The organism is Enterococcus sp. 7E2_DIV0204, assembly GCF_002140855.1.
Lineage (GTDB): Bacteria > Bacillota > Bacilli > Lactobacillales > Enterococcaceae > Enterococcus_L > Enterococcus_L lemimoniae.
On the sequence record NZ_NGKY01000001.1, the window covers coordinates 2,885,415 to 2,902,861 of the forward strand.

Annotated in this window: 20 protein-coding genes; 16 read left to right on the forward strand and 4 right to left on the reverse strand. The window is 35.9% G+C overall.

The window, feature by feature from the left end; translation table 11 throughout:
* Positions 1-116 precede the first annotated feature (116 nt).
* The 11 genes from A5819_RS13385 (at position 117) to A5819_RS13430 (ending at position 10,351) form a co-directional block, all read left to right on the forward strand.
* Positions 117-629: a GNAT family N-acetyltransferase gene (locus A5819_RS13385; protein WP_176271427.1), complete on the forward strand. Its 513-nt coding sequence runs from the start codon at positions 117-119 to the stop codon at positions 627-629.
* Between the two features lie 118 nt (positions 630-747).
* Positions 748-903 carry a hypothetical protein gene (locus A5819_RS19305; RefSeq protein ID WP_176271428.1) on the forward strand — a complete coding sequence of 52 codons (156 nt, stop codon included), beginning with the start codon at positions 748-750 and terminating at the stop codon, positions 901-903.
* Between the two features lie 285 nt (positions 904-1,188).
* Entirely contained in the window at positions 1,189-1,491 is a 303-nt protein-coding gene (locus tag A5819_RS13390) for a YlaN family protein (RefSeq protein ID WP_086279256.1), read from the forward strand.
* Between the two features lie 3 nt (positions 1,492-1,494).
* Entirely contained in the window at positions 1,495-2,688 is a 1,194-nt protein-coding gene (locus A5819_RS13395) for an FtsW/RodA/SpoVE family cell cycle protein (protein ID WP_086279257.1), read from the forward strand.
* 100 nt (positions 2,689-2,788) lie between these two features.
* Complete coding sequence (locus tag A5819_RS13400; protein WP_086279258.1) at positions 2,789-6,217, forward strand: pyruvate carboxylase; 3,429 nt, start codon at positions 2,789-2,791, stop codon at positions 6,215-6,217.
* A gap of 18 nt (positions 6,218-6,235) precedes the next feature.
* The gene (locus A5819_RS13405; RefSeq protein ID WP_086279259.1) at positions 6,236-7,357 is read left to right on the forward strand and encodes a CAP-associated domain-containing protein; all 1,122 of its coding nucleotides are present in this window, start codon (positions 6,236-6,238) and stop codon (positions 7,355-7,357) included.
* 2 nt (positions 7,358-7,359) lie between these two features.
* Positions 7,360-7,791 (forward strand): YlbF family regulator, encoded by a 432-nt coding sequence (locus A5819_RS13410; RefSeq protein ID WP_086279260.1) that lies wholly within the window; start codon positions 7,360-7,362, stop codon positions 7,789-7,791.
* Positions 7,781-8,131: a YlbG family protein gene (locus tag A5819_RS13415; protein ID WP_086279261.1), complete on the forward strand. Its 351-nt coding sequence runs from the start codon at positions 7,781-7,783 to the stop codon at positions 8,129-8,131. Before A5819_RS13410 ends, A5819_RS13415 begins: the two co-directional genes overlap by 11 nt.
* 79 nt (positions 8,132-8,210) lie before the next feature.
* Entirely contained in the window at positions 8,211-8,804 is a 594-nt protein-coding gene (gene rsmD / locus A5819_RS13420; protein WP_254907315.1) for a 16S rRNA (guanine(966)-N(2))-methyltransferase RsmD, read from the forward strand.
* On the forward strand, positions 8,797-9,297 hold the full coding sequence (gene coaD / locus A5819_RS13425; protein ID WP_086279263.1) for a pantetheine-phosphate adenylyltransferase: 501 nt from the start codon (positions 8,797-8,799) through the stop codon (positions 9,295-9,297). The genes rsmD and coaD overlap by 8 nt, the downstream gene beginning before the upstream one ends.
* Positions 9,290-10,351 carry a SepM family pheromone-processing serine protease gene (locus A5819_RS13430; protein WP_086279264.1) on the forward strand — a complete coding sequence of 354 codons (1,062 nt, stop codon included), beginning with the start codon at positions 9,290-9,292 and terminating at the stop codon, positions 10,349-10,351. Before coaD ends, A5819_RS13430 begins: the two co-directional genes overlap by 8 nt.
* Before the next feature lie 132 nt (positions 10,352-10,483).
* Here the strand turns inward: A5819_RS13430 and A5819_RS13435 are convergent, their stop codons facing one another.
* The 3 genes from A5819_RS13435 to A5819_RS19880 form a co-directional block, all read right to left on the reverse strand.
* Positions 10,484-11,305, reverse strand: coding sequence for a hypothetical protein (locus tag A5819_RS13435; RefSeq protein WP_086279265.1), 822 nt, complete (start codon positions 11,303-11,305; stop codon positions 10,484-10,486).
* Between the two features lie 33 nt (positions 11,306-11,338).
* Positions 11,339-11,515 (reverse strand): sigma factor-like helix-turn-helix DNA-binding protein, encoded by a 177-nt coding sequence (locus tag A5819_RS19875; RefSeq protein WP_254907275.1) that lies wholly within the window; start codon positions 11,513-11,515, stop codon positions 11,339-11,341.
* Between the two features lie 177 nt (positions 11,516-11,692).
* The gene (locus A5819_RS19880) at positions 11,693-11,863 is read right to left on the reverse strand and encodes a hypothetical protein (protein ID WP_254907276.1); all 171 of its coding nucleotides are present in this window, start codon (positions 11,861-11,863) and stop codon (positions 11,693-11,695) included.
* A gap of 99 nt (positions 11,864-11,962) precedes the next feature.
* Between A5819_RS19880 and A5819_RS13445 the strand changes: the two genes are divergently transcribed.
* The 5 genes from A5819_RS13445 to A5819_RS13465 all read left to right on the forward strand — a co-directional run bounded on the left by A5819_RS13445 (position 11,963) and on the right by A5819_RS13465 (position 17,053).
* Entirely contained in the window at positions 11,963-12,592 is a 630-nt protein-coding gene (locus tag A5819_RS13445; RefSeq protein ID WP_086279266.1) for a helix-hairpin-helix domain-containing protein, read from the forward strand.
* A gap of 163 nt (positions 12,593-12,755) precedes the next feature.
* Positions 12,756-13,265, forward strand: coding sequence for a ComE operon protein 2 (locus A5819_RS13450; RefSeq protein WP_086279267.1), 510 nt, complete (start codon positions 12,756-12,758; stop codon positions 13,263-13,265).
* Positions 13,228-15,570: a DNA internalization-related competence protein ComEC/Rec2 gene (locus A5819_RS13455; RefSeq protein ID WP_254907277.1), complete on the forward strand. Its 2,343-nt coding sequence runs from the start codon at positions 13,228-13,230 to the stop codon at positions 15,568-15,570. The genes A5819_RS13450 and A5819_RS13455 overlap by 38 nt, the downstream gene beginning before the upstream one ends.
* A gap of 48 nt (positions 15,571-15,618) precedes the next feature.
* Positions 15,619-16,650 (forward strand): DNA polymerase III subunit delta, encoded by a 1,032-nt coding sequence (gene holA, locus A5819_RS13460; RefSeq protein ID WP_086279268.1) that lies wholly within the window; start codon positions 15,619-15,621, stop codon positions 16,648-16,650.
* A 16-nt stretch (positions 16,651-16,666) separates the two neighbouring features.
* Entirely contained in the window at positions 16,667-17,053 is a 387-nt protein-coding gene (locus A5819_RS13465) for an ester cyclase (RefSeq protein WP_086279269.1), read from the forward strand.
* A 124-nt stretch (positions 17,054-17,177) separates the two neighbouring features.
* Here the strand turns inward: A5819_RS13465 and rpsT are convergent, their stop codons facing one another.
* Entirely contained in the window at positions 17,178-17,432 is a 255-nt protein-coding gene (gene rpsT, locus A5819_RS13470; protein WP_010772698.1) for a 30S ribosomal protein S20, read from the reverse strand.
* Positions 17,433-17,447: the final 15 nt, after the last annotated feature.

Here is a 17,447-nt window from a genome sequence, read left to right on the forward strand (position 1 = left end):
TGTTACTATTAATAATAGAATTTAAGCCAAAGAATAAATCAGTAAAAAAACATGGATGATTGTAAATGACGATTCTGTGTCAAAAACAAAAAACATAGTTGAATGGAGGGATGAAAATGATCATTCGTTTAGAACAAGAAAAAGATTTCCCGGTAATTTATGACTTCACAAAAGAAGCCTTTAAAACAGCTAAAGTCAAAGATGGGGAGGAACAAGAATTTGTTAAGCGCATGAGGAAAAGTGAAAACTATTTGCCTGAACTAGCCTTTGTAGCAGAAGAAAATATGCAAATCGTTGGACATATCATGTTAACAAAAACAAGAATAACCAATGAGACAAGAACTATGGACGGGTTGATCTTAGCACCTTTGACTGTTCGATTAGATCAGCGAGGTAAAGGTGTAGGAGCAAAATTGATGACTAAAGCTGAACAAGAGGCCGAAAAACTTGGATATAGCGTGATTATTTTGATTGGTGATCCAGCTTATTACAACCGCTATGGATTCGAACAAGCTAGCCATTTAGGGATCACAACGGATCTGGAAATTCCTGCAACATACATATTAGCGAAGCGAATTGGGAAAAATGATATAAAAGATATTTCAGGAACTGTCTCTATCCCAGTTTAATACTGATCTTTAATAGGTATTTGGCAAGTCTAGCTAATTCCCTTGAGCGTGATATGCAGAAGCTAAAATATTGAAATAGGCTACAAATCATTATCAACAAAATATTGGAGGGATAATAATGAAAGAAAGTGCAAAAGCAGGAATTTCATTTGGTTGCGCATTAGCGTTGGTAATCTCATATGTAAATTGGCATAGTATACTTTGGGCAATTTTTCATGGAATATTAAGTTGGTTTTATGTAATTTATTACGTTGTAGTATATGGTTTGAACTAAAAAAGAAAAAAATCAATGATCAAAAACAGCAAAATCATACAAGGAGCCTCCTGTGCTCGTTTTGTGAATCGGAGAATTAGAGTAATGATAGCATAAGGATTTTTGCTGCTCAGTAGATTTTAACGACTAATTTTTAGAGAAGTTGTGAGAATCATGAGATTTTCTTTCATTCCAATTTGATGAACATTAAAAAAAAATTTAAACGGCGGATTTTCAGAAAATTTCTGTTAATAATGAGGCAAATTATGCTATAATTACATAATTAAGATGGGAGGTTTAGTGCAAATGGAATCCATTTCAAAAGATTTTGCCGTTCAGCTGTTAAACGATGATGCACAACGAATCATGATGTTGATCCGTAATCAAAAAAATAGCCTATGTATTTCCCAGTGTAAAGCCTTTGAGGAAGTCGTAGATACACAAATGTATGGTTTTTCTCGACAAGTGACCTATGCCATTCGACTAGGCATTTTAAGCGCAAAAGAAGGACATCAATTGCTAAGTGATTTAGAAAAAGAACTTAACCAATTATATAGTGACGTTTATGAAGAAACGCAAGAAAAAAAAGAGATTGGCAAGGAGGGTTAAACTTTGCCAAACAAGATAAAAAAGAGACACCTGTTAGATTATAGTATCTTGATCCCGTACTTAGTCCTTAGTGCTGTGGGCTTGATCATGGTTTACAGTTCAACATCATCTTTGCTCATATCAAAAGGCGAATCCCCAACAGCGATGGTCGTGTCTCAATTGCAGTTTTGGGTTTTAAGTTTAGTAGGAATGTTCTTTATTTATAAGATGAAAACAACAGTCTTTCAAAATAAAGGGTTTATCATGTTTGCAATCGCCGTGATATCCTTTCTACTCTTAGCAGTTAAATTTACCCCATTAGGTCGAAACATTAATGGTGCTTCTGGCTGGTTGCTGATTGGCTCATTTTCCATGCAACCGGCTGAATATTTGAAAATTATGGTGATTTGGTATCTTGCCTATATCTTAGGCCGAAGACAGAAGTACATTGATAAAGAGTTTAAGAAAGCAGTTTTTAGACCAATGCTTTTAGTTGGTTTTTTAATTTCTCTTGTGGCGATTCAACCCGATTTGGGGAATGCTGCCATTTTAACTTTATTGGTGATCATTATGTTATTGGCTAGCGGAGTAAACTATATGTACACTTATATCGTTGGCGGAGCTGGGATTTTAGGCAGTATTGCAGTGATTCAAGCATTGATCTTGAGCAAAGGAAGTTTTATTCCAGCTAGATATCAATACGTATATCAACGTTTCGCTATTTTCTTAAATCCGTTTAAAGATGAACGAAACTATGGCCATCAATTAGCTAATTCTTATTACGCAATCAATAATGGCGGTTGGTTTGGTAAAGGGTTAGGCAATAGTATTCAAAAGAAAGGCTTCTTGCCTGAAGCTCATTCGGATTTTATTTTTGCCATTACGATCGAAGAATTAGGGTTGTTCGTTTCATTGGTTATTTTAGCAATTTTAATGTTTATGATTGCTCGTATCATTTTAGTCGGTGTTCGTTCAAAAAAACCGTTCAATTCATTAATGTGTATTGGGATCGGTTCAATGTTGTTATTGCAAGTATTTATTAACTTAGGTGGAATTACTGGAGTGATTCCTCTAACTGGGATCACATTCCCCTTTCTCAGTCATGGCGGGAACAGTGTTTTGATTATTTCAATTGCTGTTGCGTTTGTTCTGAATATCAGTGCCGACGAGAAAAAACAAAAAATGGACCAAGAATACCAATTACTTGGTAAGATATAAATCAATGAAGGTCATTAGATGGCGAAGCAGAAGGAGCGCTTTATAAAATAAGAGCCTATCATTTCTGTTTCGCCCTCAATAAACAGGTAGGAGTGAAAGAATGAAAAAAGTTTTAGTAGCAAATCGTGGAGAAATTGCAATTCGAATTTTTAGAGCCTGTACAGAGATGCACATCGGGACAGTGGCAATCTATGCAGCAGAAGATGAATATTCTGTTCATCGTTTTAAAGCAGATGAAGCGTATTTAGTTGGTAAAGGCAAAAAGCCGATCGAAGCTTATCTTGATATGGAAGACATTATTCGTATCGCAAAAAAATCTGGCGCTGATGCGATTCATCCAGGATATGGGTTTCTTTCTGAAAACTTAGAGTTTGCCCGTCGTTGTGGAGAAGAAGGTCTTATCTTTGTAGGCCCAACATTACATCACTTAGATATTTTTGGTGATAAAATCAAAGCAAAAGAAGCAGCTGTAGCTGCAGGAATTGCATCAATCCCGGGCTCTGATGGTCCAGTGGATTCAGTGGAAGGTGTCTTAGAGTTTGGTAGAACTCATGGGTTTCCGATCATGATCAAAGCATCATTAGGCGGCGGCGGCCGTGGAATGCGAGTAGCACACGATGAGAAGGAAGCAAAAGAAGGGTATGATAGAGCGAAAAGTGAAGCAAAAGCAGCATTTGGTTCTGATGAAGTATATGTAGAAAAATATATCTCAAACCCGAAACATATTGAAGTGCAAATTTTAGGTGATAGTCACGGTAATGTGGTTCATTTATTTGAACGAGACTGTTCGGTTCAACGTAGACATCAAAAAGTAGTTGAAGTTGCACCTTGTGTTTCAATGAGTGAAGCAAAGCGCAAAGAGATTTGCGATGCAGCAGTTCAATTAATGAAACATGTTCAGTATGTCAATGCTGGAACCGTTGAATTTTTAGTTGAAGGGGATCAGTTTTATTTTATCGAAGTTAATCCTCGTGTTCAGGTCGAGCATACGATCACTGAAATGATCACAGATATAGATATCGTAGTCTCTCAACTGCAAATCGCTCAAGGCTTAGATATTCATAAGGACATGAAGATTCCGCAGCAAGAACAAATTACGTTGAATGGTGCAGCAATTCAGTGTCGGATTACTACAGAAGATCCATTGAATCACTTTATGCCGGATACTGGTAAAATCGATACCTACCGCTCACCAGGTGGCTTTGGCGTTCGTCTGGATGTAGGAAATGCCTATTCCGGTGCAGTCGTTACACCGTATTTTGATTCTCTATTAGTAAAAGTATGTACGCATGGTTTTACTTTTGAAAAGGCAATCCAAAAAATGGAACGTAGTTTGCGAGAATTTAGAATTCGTGGTGTAAAAACGAATATTCCGTTTTTACATAAAGTGATTGGTCATCCAGAATTTCAGTCTGGAGAAGCTAAGACAACCTTTATTGACAATACACCGCAATTATTTGAATTTCCAAAATTAAGAGACCGTGGCAATAAGACCATGAAATATATTGGTGAAGTGACAGTTAATGGTTTTCCAGGAATTGAAAAATCAACAAAAAAATATTTTGATGCACCGCGTATTCCAACAGATTTAGCATTACGAAGCGATTATGTGACTGCTAAAAATATATTAGATAAAGATGGCGCCCAAGGCGTTATTGATTGGGTCAAAAAACAAGATAATGTTTTACTGACGGACACGACTTTCCGTGATGCCCATCAAAGTTTACTAGCGACTCGTGTAAGAACGCAAGATTTTAAAGAAATTGCTCGTTTAACAGGTGAAGGATTGCCAGAATTATTTTCTAGTGAAATGTGGGGCGGTGCAACATTTGATGTAGCTTACCGTTTCTTAAATGAAGACCCATGGCAAAGGCTACGCAAGATACGTAAATTGATGCCAAATACCTTATTACAAATGTTGTTTAGAGGATCAAATGCGGTTGGTTATCAAAATTATTCTGATAATGTGATCGAAGAATTTATTAAAGAGTCTGCACGGCAAGGCATTGATGTTTTCCGCATTTTTGACAGTTTAAATTGGTTGCCGCAAATGGAAAAAAGTATTCAAGCTGTTAGAGACACCGGGAAAATTGCGGAAGCAGCTATTTGTTATACTGGGGATATTAATGATCCATCTAGAGCAAAATACAACGTTGAGTACTACAAAAATATGACCAAAGAACTTGAAAAAATGGGTGCTCATATTATTGCAATCAAAGATATGGCTGGTTTATTGAAGCCGCAAGCCGCATACCGTTTAATCAGTGAACTGAAAGATACGACAGATTTACCGATTCACCTGCATACTCATGATACAAGTGGTAACGGAATCATCACTTATTCAGCTGCAACCAAAGCTGGTGTAGATATTGTAGATGTGGCGACCAGTGCGATGAGTGGTGCTACAAGCCAGCCAAGTATGAGCAGTTTGTATTACGCTTTAGTTAATGGTGATCGGACGCCGGACGTTAACATTGATAATACACAAAAAATCAACCATTATTGGGAAGATGTACGTATGTATTATCAACCATTTGAAAATGGCTTGAATGCACCGCAAACCGAAGTTTATATGCATGAAATGCCGGGTGGCCAATACTCCAATTTACAACAACAGGCTAAAGCAGTTGGCTTAGGCCATCAATGGGATGACATTAAAAAAATGTATCACACGGTTAACCTGATGTTTGGTGATATTGTAAAAGTGACCCCGTCTTCAAAAGTTGTTGGCGATATGGCCTTGTTCATGGTTCAAAATAATTTAACGGAAGCAGATATTTATGAAAATGGGGATGAATTAAGTTTCCCAGAGTCAGTTGTGACCTTCTTCCAAGGAGACTTGGGTCAGCCGGTCTGTGGATTTCCTAAAGACTTACAGCGAATTATTTTGAAAGGACGTCCAGCTTTCACAGAAAGACCTGGTAGCTTAGCTGCACCTGTTAATTTTGATAAAGTAAAAGCTGAATTAGCCGAAAAAATTGGCTATGAACCAAAATTAGAAGAAGTATTGAGCTATCTAATGTATCCTCAAGTATTTTTGGACTATCGTACATCTTATCAAAATTTTGGTGATGTTACATTATTAGATACACCTACATTCTTCCAAGGCATTCGTCAAGGAGAATCTGTAGAAGTTCAAATCGAAAAAGGGAAGACCTTGATTATTCGCTTAGATGAAGTCGGTGATCCTGACATTGAAGGAAATCGCGTCTTATTCTTTAACTTAAATGGTCAACGTCGAGAAATCGTTATCAAAGATACTTCCATCAAATCATCTGTCCAAGCAAAACGCAAAGCAGAACCGACGAATAAAGAGCAAATTGGTGCAACCATGTCTGGCTCTGTTCTCCAAGTTCTAGTAAATAAAGGAGATAAAGTTAAAAAAGGGGATGCCTTGTTAGTAACGGAAGCAATGAAGATGGAAACCACGATTGAAGCACGTTTTGATGGAATCGTTGAACATATTTATGTATTTGAAGAAGAACCAATCAGCTCTGGCGATCTTTTGATCGAAGTAAAAGAAAAATAAAGAAAAGTGGGGAAAAAAATGAAACGATTTTTAGCTTTTTTAGGCGTTTTCTTTGTAGTCCTGATTATTGGTTATCTACAACCCGTTTTTTTCCCTGCTGAAAAAGTCCAACAAGAAGCAGATCATGGGAGCGCAATGATCTCCCATACTGCTTTACCTTATGAAGAAATTTCAACTTCTGGTTATGCTGTATACATAGGTAAAAAAGTCTCTGAATTTGTAACAGATTATGGTGAACCCCTTGAAAAACAAAAGAGTGGCATGGGGTATGAGTTATGGATATATGGGCAAAAAGATGCAGATTACCTAGAGCTGAATGTAGTAGATGAAAAAATTATTACGATCAAAGCTTTTAACGACACAAAAGAGGTCGCACCATTTTCAATCGGGATGCAATTATCTGATGTTTCAGAATTAATGACCATCTATTCAAATTTTGCCTTTACATATAAAGAAAATAACTATAATATCGAGCTGATGGAAGAAGATATGAATTACCGTCCTCTGATTGCCTTTGATAATAAGACTTTTGCGATATTATTTTTCAATCATGGAACTGGAAAATTGTCAGCCGTTACTTATCTAAATAAAGAAGCTTTATTGACTTTAATGCCTTACCAATTAATTGAAGGTGAAGTCATTCCTTTTTCTACAAACCAACAAGCGGCAAGTTTTGACGCTGTAAAAAGCAATCAGGTGATCCGAACAATCAATTTGTTAAGAGTTAAAGAAGGCCTACCGACTTACCGTGTAAATACAGAAAGCCAAAACAATGCTCAAAAACTTTTTGAAACCTTAGCTAAAAATCAAAAAAATATCCTTTCGTCAGAACGTGCTGAAACTTGGCAGTTCAGTAAAGAACAGATGACCGCATCAGCTCTTTTTACGTTGACAAATGACGAATATCAAAAGCTATTAAAAGTTGGACAACTAGACAAAAAAAAGGCAACGGGTATGTTTATCGAGCCAGTGTATGATCCAACGATCACAGTCCTTTCTTGGTTTTCTGATTCTTTATATCATTCTAGGTTTGCACACGAAGAAAATGAAAACATTGGCGTTGCTTTCTCTAAAGCAAGTATGTTAGTCTTATTACAAGAAACAGAGAAAGAAATATCTCAAACAGAGGAAAGTGAATAAGTATGATAGTGACAGAAAAACTTTTTGAAATAGAAGATCAGACAGAAAAACTTGTCCAAGCAATTTTAGCAAGCGAGAGCTTTGAAACGTATAAAGTAAATCGTCAAACAATGTACAGTTCAAAAGATGTTCAAGCCAAACAAAAGGCATTTTTAGAGGCAAAAGATTCATTTGAACGAATCGAAGCGTATGGTAACCATGCTCCAGATTTCCGAACAAAACAACGAGCTGTGCGAAAAGCAAAACGAGCGCTGGATCTGAGTGAAGAAGTAGCTGAATTTCGTTTTTCTGAAACAGAGATTCAAACGGTTTTAGATTTGATAGGGATGGCTGTAGCTAAAACTATTTCAGATGATATTAAAGTAGATGCTGGAAATCCTTTCTTTGAAAAAGGAAAACATTCAGGTTGCGGAGGTAGTTGTCATGCAAGTTAATGAAGAAAAAGAATTTGTTATCCAAAAGCGGCGCTGTTTAGTTGTGTGGGTATATAGCTTGAAACAATTAAAAACGCTAAAGCGTTTTGGGTTGATCCATTATGTTTCTCGTCGAATGAAATATGTGGTGATTTATATGAATGAAGAGGCTATTGAAAGTTCAGAAGCGAAAATCAATGGGCTACACTTTGTCCGTAGAGTAGAACGCTCTTATCGTCCTGATGTGGAGATGAACTTTGCTGAGAAAATCGGTACAAAAGCAGCTTATCAGCATGAAAAAGAAGAAGGATTTGAAGTTGAGGAACTAAATACTCAAATTCGTCTAGCTGAAAATGTGTAAAATTTGAGATGAAAAATGTGATCGAACTTCAAACATTTTTCATCTTTTTTCTGTATAGTTTAAGTACGATTAATATATACTGAACAATCAAGTAAAGGAGCACAAACAGATGCGGGTTATTTCAGGGGAATATGGCGGACGACGATTAAAAGCACTTGATGGTGATAATACACGTCCTACAACAGATAAAGTTAAAGAATCAATTTTCAATATGATTGGACCTTATTTTGATGGAGGAATTGCCTTAGATTTATATGCTGGTAGCGGTGGCCTAGCGATAGAAGCAGTATCTAGAGGGTTGGATCTAGGAATTTGTATTGAAAAGAATTTTGCTGCACTTAAGATCATCAAAGAAAATATTGAGGTAACGAAAGAACCTGAAAAGTTTATCGTCAAAAAAATGGATGCGAATAAAGCACTAGAATTTTTAAAACAAGAAGGAACAAAACTAGATTTGGTCTTATTGGACCCACCCTATGCAAAACAGGAAATTGCCAAGCAATTAGAGCAAATGCTAGCCTATAAATTATTAAGTGAAGATGCTATGATTGTTTGTGAGACCGATAAGTCAGTGGATCTTCCTGAAACTATTGGGACGTTGATCAAAACGCGTGAGACGACATATGGAATCACGCAAATCACTATTTTTAAACAGGAGGCCAATAATGACTAGAATTGCTCTTTTTCCTGGAAGTTTTGATCCGTTAACTAATGGTCATTTAAATATGATCGAACGTGGTACAAAAATGTTTGATAAAGTAATTGTCGGTGTTTTTGTAAATACCAACAAGACCGCTCTTTTTACATTAGATGAAAAACTGACGCTGATCAAACAAGCTGTGGCACACTTAGAAAATGTCGAAGTAATTGCTCAAGAAAGCAAACTGGCAGTTGAAAGTGCTGCTGAGTTAGGGGCTAATTTTTTAATTCGAGGCATCAGAAATGTGAAAGATTATGAATATGAAAAAGACATCGCAATGATGAACCATCATCTAGCACCTGAACTAGAAACGGTTTTTTTATTGGCAGATGAAGCCTACGCACACGTGAGTTCAAGTCTATTAAAAGAAGTGCTGAAATTCGGTGGAGATGTCTCGGCATATCTTCCCTTAGTTGTCGACCAAGCACTAAACCAAAAGAATCGTGAGATGAAGCCAAATGAATAATGAGCGTGAAGAAAAAATATCGATTAAATCGATGCTGCCGTTTGCAGTAGTTATTTTATTGATCATTATAATGATTTTTCCTATTCCGTATTACATTGAAGGACCTGGTACAACAGAGAATCTAAAAGAATTTGTGACCGTAGATAATAAAAAGGATTCAGAACCAGGAGCTTTTTATTTAACGACTGTTGGTGTACGTAAAGCAACACTAGGTTCAGCCTTAAAAGCTAAATTTTCTGACTTTCAAGAATTAGTGAGCAAAAAAGACTTGATGGGATCAAGTACAAACAGTGAGTACGAACGAATTCAACAATATTATATGGATTCTTCCAAAAATGCTGCGATCGAACAAGCCCTGAAGCTTGCTAAAGTTCCCTATGAAATGACATTTAAAGGAGTGTATGTCTTAGCTATTGAGGACAACTCTAGTTTTAAAGGGAAAATTTCAGTCGGAGATACGGTTACAGGGATTGATGGTAAAACATTTAAAAGTAGCGAAGAATTTGTTGATTATGTGAAGAAACAAAAGGTTGGACAAGTTGTAACCGTAGACTTTTTACAAGACGGGAAAGCGAAAGAAGCAACAGGCAAATTAATTGAATTACCGACAGATAAAAAGCCTGGTATTGGCATCGGCTTGACCGATCATACTGAAATTGACTCATCGATTCCTGTCGAAATCGATGCTGGAGACATCGGGGGCCCTTCAGCTGGATTGATGTTTACACTTGAAACCTATGAACAATTGACACAAAAAGGGATTCGTAAAGGACATAAAATCGCTGGTACTGGAACAATCAATACAGATGGTATTGTAGGTAGAATCGGCGGAATCGATAAAAAAGTTGTAACGGCCAGCAAAAATAATACAGAGATTTTCTTTGCCCCGGATGATGAGATCACCAAAGAGATGAAAAAAGCAGAACCAGAAATCAAAACGAATTATGAAGAAGCAAAAGCGGCAGCTGAAAAAATTGGTACAAAGATGAAAATTGTTCCAGTTAAAAATGTCCAAGATGCGTTAGATTATCTAGAAACGTTGAAAGAAAAATAAGTAATAAGGAGGTTGGGATAGAAGCGTTTAACTCCGAGAAATAAGAAGAAGTTGCTTCCGTTCCTACCGTTTATTCGGATACGAAGAGCCTGAAACATAACTTTTTTAGTTATATTTCGGGCTCTTGTTTTTTTATAAAAAAGACAAATTTAAAAGCATTTGCACCGTAGGCGTAGTAGTGAAATCGAACATTTGTTTTGCGGGTCCAATATGGAAGAAACCACCTAAAGCTAAGATCAAAAGGAAGGTTACGGCTGCAAAGATGGAGAAATAATACATAAGCCTATAAGCCAGTACAGGATTATTAACGACTCTATCAAATCTACGTTCGCGATAGACTTTTCTTGTGACAAGAATAGTTTGCAGTGCTGGAATTTCCAACAATTGACGTTTTAAAATATCCGCATCTTGTTGACCTAACAATTCTGAAAAGATATGGTCTTCAGATTCAAAATCAAACGTATAGGTATAAAGAGCAACCCGTTTAGGTGGGAAAGAATCATCCCAATCAAAGTAATTCATTTTATTTTCTCTTAGCGTGATTGCTTTGATCGTTGTATATGGGTAACTAAAAAAAGTTCTTTGGTCTAAAAATTCGATGATTGTTGTAAAAATCATTCGTTGGTCAGTGAAAATTAGAATTCGATTTCCTCTGAGATTATTGAAATCCTTCACGTAAGCTTTCGCTTCTTCTGTTTCGGGATGATACATTCCGAGTAAACCAAGCCCTACAACAGAAGCGTTCTGACCATCATTTGTCATTGGTAAGTAGGCATGGATTTCTTCACCATCTTCAAGGTAAGGTTTCATTTTCTCGATAAAATCTTGCAAAAAAATATACATTTTTGTTTGATTGAATAAATTTCTTTTTTGCTGAGTATTCAATTCTTTTTTTTGGCTAGTTGGGATGTCTTTATTGATTTGGTTAATAACAGCTTTAAATGGATTGACCATGAGAATTCCTCCTTGTTTTTTTTCGCCAGTTGTTCAGACGTCTGGATCGAATAACTCTTTGATTTTTTTCCGACCACGAGATAGATGATTATAAACTTGAGTAACATCCATTGTTAATTCCTTGGCAATTTCACTTGGCGTATCTTGATAATTGTAGTATTTGAGAAAAATCAATTGATCTTCTTCTGATAAATTTTGTAACAAATCCAAGAAATTCTCTTTTTCAAAATAGTCATCTACTAAAGTACTTTCAGGGAGCTGTTCTATGAGAATTATGTTTTGTGCACGAATGATCGCTCATTTTTTATCTAAACAAATGTTCCGTGTGATGGTTAAGCTCCATGTTTTTAAGCTACTCTTATCCGCATCATAACTAGCTATTTTCTGTCAAATACGATAAAACACTTCATTTTCAGCTTCTTTCCGATAGGTTATTTCCTCCGGGTGATTTAAGAGCGCCTGGATGCATTTAACGATATCGCTCCCCAATAGATCGGTAAATTGTTCTAACCCTAAAAAATCTCGCTTTATTAATAACGCTATAATTTCCTTCTCCATCTTTTATCACCTTCTTACCCTATTATACGATGAACTTTTTCCTTTTCTATCATGAAAATGGAAAAATAGTGCGTATCTTTATTTTGAAGGAGGAAAAGTATGGATTATCGTGAGCTGTTGAAAAAGTATAAACAATATTTAATTGTTGGGATGATTTTAGTACTATCGATCAGTGGAAGTATTTTTTTCATGATCGTTAATAGTAAACAAAAGCAAGTGGAGGATCCAGATGAAGCGTTGATAATGAATTCAACTAGCGTATCTCAATCGTTGGAAAGTGAGTCGATTTCACAGCAAATATACGTGGATATAAAGGGTGCTGTGGAAAAACCAGGGATGTATGAAGGAAGAGCAAACATGCGTGTCTGGGACGCTGTGATGCTTGCTGGTGGAGTGAATGAGGAGGCGGACACAAAACAAGTCAACTTTTCTGAACGCATTACAGATCAGATGGTGATTTATGTTCCAAAAGTTGGTGAAGAGCTTCAGGTTGAAAATAAAAATGGTGATGCTAAAGAGAATCCCTCAAAAGACACAAGTAAAGTTGATCTTAATCAGGCTGATGAATCTGAACTACAAACCTTACCTAGCATTGGTCAGAAAAAGGCCCAAGAGATCATTCGCTACCGAGAAGAAAAGGGCGGATTCAAAACAATTGACGAGCTAAAAAATATTTCGGGTTTTGGCGAAAAAACATTTGAAAAACTAAAAGAGTCGATTAAAGTGTAAAATACTATTGAATTTTAGAGAATAAATATCACTATTTTACAAATATAGTATGCAGGTTCTTGACGAGACTTTTTCTATAATTTACTATTTGTATATCCTACTATAAAATTGAGTATCGGCGAAATAACTTAAAAAAGTAAATAAATCATAAAAGGAGTAAACTATGACATTTGAAAGAATCCCTTGGGATCAATATTTTATGGCACAAAGTGTGCTTTTATCGTTAAGAAGTACGTGTACTAGACTTGAAGTCGGTGCAACGATTGTTAGGGATAAACGGATCATTGCTGGAGGCTACAACGGATCAGTTAGCGGCGATGTCCATTGCATAGATGATGGTTGTTACATTGTAGATGGTCACTGTGTAAGAACGATTCATGCAGAGATGAATGCAGTCTTACAATGTGCCAAATTTGGTATTCCTACAGAAGGCGCTGAGATTTATGTGACTCATTTTCCTTGTTTACAGTGTACCAAGATGGTCTTACAAGCTGGTATCAAAAAAATTCATTATTTAAAAGATTATCGAAATGATGAATATGCAATGGCTTTGATCAAGCAAGTAGGTGCAACAGTAGATCAGGTAACCTTATCAAAAAAATATTTTGCTGAATTACAACTAGGAGAAGAAGAGCTTGCTTCAGTGGACGAAGCATCTCAAACAGATCAATAATTACTGGATTTTTCCAGTATTAGTAACGATAGGAACAGTCTTTTTTGTTTTAGAACCAACACTTTTAACCGGCATTATCTGGCTTTTTTTCATTGGCCGAGTAGTCTGTACAGGAAATAAAATGATTGTTAGTGTTAGCTTTCTATGTATCTTCACGATGATCGGTCTGTGTTGGCAAATCCGTAGCAAAGAAAAACACTCAAAATTTCCAGAAACAACTGCAGTAAAGGGGCAACTATCTATATTGCCTGACCAATATAAGATCGACGGAGATCGTCTCCAGTTAGAGGGGGCGTTCGCTACACATAAAAAGGAAAATCGAAAAGTAGTAGCATTTTATCAGTTTTCATCAGAACATGAAAAGCAAAACTGGCAAAAAGTAAATCAACCAATCAATATCGATCTTACAGGCGAGTTTGAAACACCACTAGCACAAATAAATCTTAACGGATTTGACTATCGAAAGTATTTAAAAGAAAACAATGTCTATCAAACACTGAGGATCACTAACATCTATAAAATAAAAAAAGTAGTTCCAAAGGTTTACGATATCTTTTCATGGCTAAGTGTTTACAGGAAAAAGGCAATCGATTATTGTGACCAAGTATTTTTGAACGAAACGGCATTGTATCTTAAGACACTGATTTTTGGGTTTAAATCAAGCGAGTTTTCGCAAAAAGAAGGAGTACTAGCAAATTTAGGTATTCTTCATTTGTTTAGCCTATCTGGAATGCACGTGACTTTTTTTGTGGGGAGCTTTAGGTTTTTGTTTTTAAGAGCAGGAATCACAATAGAACGTCTATTTTGGCTACAGCTGCTCTTCTCGGTTGTCTATGGTGGACTTACTGGATTTTCAATCAGTGTTGTTCGGGCTTTGCTGCAAAGTATGATTTCACTAAGTAATCGTGAATTTAAGTGGGGATTATCAGGATTGGATTGTTGGAGCGTGGCACTGATAGTTGGTTTGTTTTTTCGACCCTATTTACTATTTTCAATTGGCGGACAGTTAAGTTATGGGCTATCTTTTTTCATTTTGTATGTTCATCCAATTACAGAGTGGATCAATAATCGCTATTTACGGATGTACTGTTTTTCTATATTGTTGAATGTCATGATGATTCCTTTGGTTGGATTAACGTTTTTTGAGTGGCAGTTAACAAGCAGCTTATTTACTTTTTTACTACTTCCTGTGTTTGAAAAATTGATCTTACCCATTTTAATGGTTAGTTTGGTGAGTTCATTTATCTTCAAACTGCAGCTTTTAGTTAGAGGGCTGGAAGTTTATTTTTTGATTCAACAAAGTATTTTTGAATGGTTGAGCCGTCACAGTACCTTTACATTGGTAATAGGAGCCATTTCACCAATTTTGTTTTTGACACTTTCTATATTGCTTTTTTTGTTCCTACAAATGTTGTATAAACGATCGAACAAAGTTTATGGATTAGCTGTAGCAATCGTTTTACTGCTTTTTAGTAAACATTTTTCGCCAAATGGCACTGTTGCATTTATTGATGTTGGACAAGGAGATAGTATTTTTATTCAATCACCGTTTCATCAAGAAAATATGCTGATCGATACGGGTGGCAAGCTTGATTTTCGAAAAGAAAAGTGGGCAACTAGACGGAATAAAAAAACGAATGCTGACTATTCTGTGATTCCATATTTGAAAAGTAAAGGCGTTAAATATTTGGATAAAGTACTGATCAGCCACGGAGATATCGATCATTGTGGTGATTTACTAGCAATCAATGAAAAGATTCCAATTCGTTCACTCTATTTTCCGGAAGGTACGGAGAAAAAAGTCGTCTTTCTGCGACTTCTTGAAGGGCTAAAAAAAAGTGGAACAAAGTGTTACCCAATTCTGGCAGGCGCAGTGATCAGCCAGTCAATCCCGTTAAAGATTCTCGCACCAACTACTCCAGGAACAGGGGAAAATAAAGATTCTATGGTAGTCTATACTCAATTAGCTGGCAAACGTTTCTTATTCACTGGGGATTTAGAAAAAGAAGGAGAAGTACAGTTGATAAAACAATTTCCTTCATTGAAGATAGACGTATTGAAAGTGGGGCATCATGGGAGTACGACGTCATCAGATGCTTCGTTTATTCAAAGCATCGACTTATCAGATGCGGTAATTTCATGTGGTCGGAATAATCGATTTGATCATCCTCATGAAGCAACCGTTTCGACATTAAAGGCAGCGAAAATCAATGAGTATCGAACTGATGAAAATGGTATGGTCTATTATGAATGGACACCTTTAACAAAAATGTCAGCGGCTAAAACAATCATTGGAGAAGACTAGCATTTCTTGAAATGACATGATAGGATGGATAAAGAAATGAGGGAATTTATGAACTTACAAGAGGCATTGAAAAAAGTAAGACAACAGCAGTTTGCTTCTGTTTATTTAATCCAAGGAACAGAAGGTTATTTAAGTGAATTATTTAAAACAGAATTGATGGATCAGCTGATCAAAACAGAAGATGATCAGTTCAACTATTCTTCTTTTGATATGGAAGAAGTTCCCTTATCTGTCGCAATGGAAGAAGCTGAAACCATTCCTTTTTTTGGCGATTATCGATTAGTTTTTATTGAGAATCCTTATTTTTTAACCGCCGAACGAAAAACGAATGGGCTAGATCATGATATAGATAGTTTGCTTAACTACTTAGAACAGCCATCTCCAACGACTATTTTAGTATTTATTGCGAATGTTGAAAAATTAGATGAACGAAAAAAAGTCACGAAAGCTGTAAAAAAACAGGCAAAAGTCATTGATGTTAATCCAATGGGAGAACGTGATGTAAGGCAATATGTGGAACAAACGATTCAAAGTGAAGGTTATGAAATTCGTCCTGAAGCATTTGATTTGTTGCTACAACTGACAGATTTAAACCTATCAAAAGTTATGGGAGAGTTACAAAAGTTATTTTTGTACGCTTCTGATAACAAAATAATCTCATTAATTGCAGTCAAAGAATTAGTACCTAAATCATTAGAGCATAACGTTTTTGATTTAACAAATGATGTTTTATCTGGAAATGGAGAAAAAGCAATTCAATTATATGAAGACTTATTATTACAAGGTGAGGAAACTATCAAATTAAACGCGATTTTATTAAATCAAATCCGTTTATTTTTGCAAACTAAAATTTTAGCGAAATTAGGTTATCAACAAGCGAACGTTGCAGAAACCTTAAAAATCCATCCCTACCGCGTTAAATTAGCGTTGCAGCAAGTTCGTAGTTTTGAATTAAGTCGGTTAGAAGCTATTTATGATGAATTAGTAGAGAACGATTTTAAAATGAAAACAGGTAAAATGGAAAAAGAGTTGCTATTTGAGTTATTCATTCTAAAATTATCTGGGCAAGTAGCAAGTTAAAAAGGTAGAGAGTTGTTTGAGTGAGGCCAAAACAATAGTAAGCGCATTTTTTGAAAATGTTCGTTCTGGAAAAAATCTCCAAGCAGCATACGAGTTTATGCATGAACAAGTCATTGCTCATCAAGTTCAGTCTGAAGATGAATATACAATCACTAGATCACCTAAAGATTATATTGAGCACGTAGAAGAGATGCAGGAACTTTATGGACAATTTGAATTGATTATTCAAGAAATAGTAGCTGATGAAAATAAAGTCTATGTTCGTTGGAAACAGATTGGACAAACAGATAAAAATAAAGCAATCATTCAGATTGCTAGTGCTGTTTATTTAGTTGAAAGAGGAAAAATAGCGGAGTATTGGATTCAGATCGACCGTAAAGGAATCGAAAATCAATGTCAATAAAGCTAGAGTAGTTCAACAAATCGAGTAAAAATTGTCAGCGCGAGATAGAGCTTTTTTGAGCCTATCTCGCGCTTTTTTTTTAAATAAAAAAGAAGCTAACATAAATGTTAACTTCTAAAAATCATTATTTTGCTAATTTTTTACTTAGACGAGATTTGTCACGGCTTGCTTTGTTTTTATGGATTAATCCTTTTGTTTCAGCCATATCAACAGCTTTAGCAGCTTCTGTATATAACGCATCCACATTGTCAGCACCAGCAGCTACAGCATCTTCAAATTTCTTGATCGCTGTACGCATAGCATTTTTTTGAGATGAATTTTGAGCATTCTTATTAGCATTAGTACGTACACGTTTGATTGCAGATTCAATATTTGGCATTTCTTTCACCTCCGA

Bases quoted from the DNA above. Each gene is read 5' to 3' on its own strand.
- A5819_RS13415 (WP_086279261.1), top strand. From the start codon at position 7,781: ATGCAAGTTAATGAAGAAAAAGAATTTGTTATCCAAAAGCGGCGCTGT.
- A5819_RS13410 (WP_086279260.1), top strand. From the start codon at position 7,360: ATGATAGTGACAGAAAAACTTTTTGAAATAGAAGATCAGACAGAAAAA.
- A5819_RS13430 (WP_086279264.1), top strand. From the start codon at position 9,290: ATGAATAATGAGCGTGAAGAAAAAATATCGATTAAATCGATGCTGCCG.
- A5819_RS13405 (WP_086279259.1), top strand. From the start codon at position 6,236: ATGAAACGATTTTTAGCTTTTTTAGGCGTTTTCTTTGTAGTCCTGATT.
- A5819_RS19880 (WP_254907276.1), bottom strand. From the start codon at position 11,863: ATGGAGAAGGAAATTATAGCGTTATTAATAAAGCGAGATTTTTTAGGG.
- holA (WP_086279268.1), top strand. From the start codon at position 15,619: ATGAACTTACAAGAGGCATTGAAAAAAGTAAGACAACAGCAGTTTGCT.
- coaD (WP_086279263.1), top strand. From the start codon at position 8,797: ATGACTAGAATTGCTCTTTTTCCTGGAAGTTTTGATCCGTTAACTAAT.
- A5819_RS13445 (WP_086279266.1), top strand. From the start codon at position 11,963: ATGGATTATCGTGAGCTGTTGAAAAAGTATAAACAATATTTAATTGTT.
- A5819_RS13385 (WP_176271427.1), top strand. From the start codon at position 117: ATGATCATTCGTTTAGAACAAGAAAAAGATTTCCCGGTAATTTATGAC.
- rpsT (WP_010772698.1), bottom strand. From the start codon at position 17,432: ATGCCAAATATTGAATCTGCAATCAAACGTGTACGTACTAATGCTAAT.
- A5819_RS13400 (WP_086279258.1), top strand. From the start codon at position 2,789: ATGAAAAAAGTTTTAGTAGCAAATCGTGGAGAAATTGCAATTCGAATT.
- A5819_RS13390 (WP_086279256.1), top strand. From the start codon at position 1,189: ATGGAATCCATTTCAAAAGATTTTGCCGTTCAGCTGTTAAACGATGAT.
- A5819_RS13450 (WP_086279267.1), top strand. From the start codon at position 12,756: ATGACATTTGAAAGAATCCCTTGGGATCAATATTTTATGGCACAAAGT.
- A5819_RS13435 (WP_086279265.1), bottom strand. From the start codon at position 11,305: ATGGTCAATCCATTTAAAGCTGTTATTAACCAAATCAATAAAGACATC.
- A5819_RS19305 (WP_176271428.1), top strand. From the start codon at position 748: ATGAAAGAAAGTGCAAAAGCAGGAATTTCATTTGGTTGCGCATTAGCG.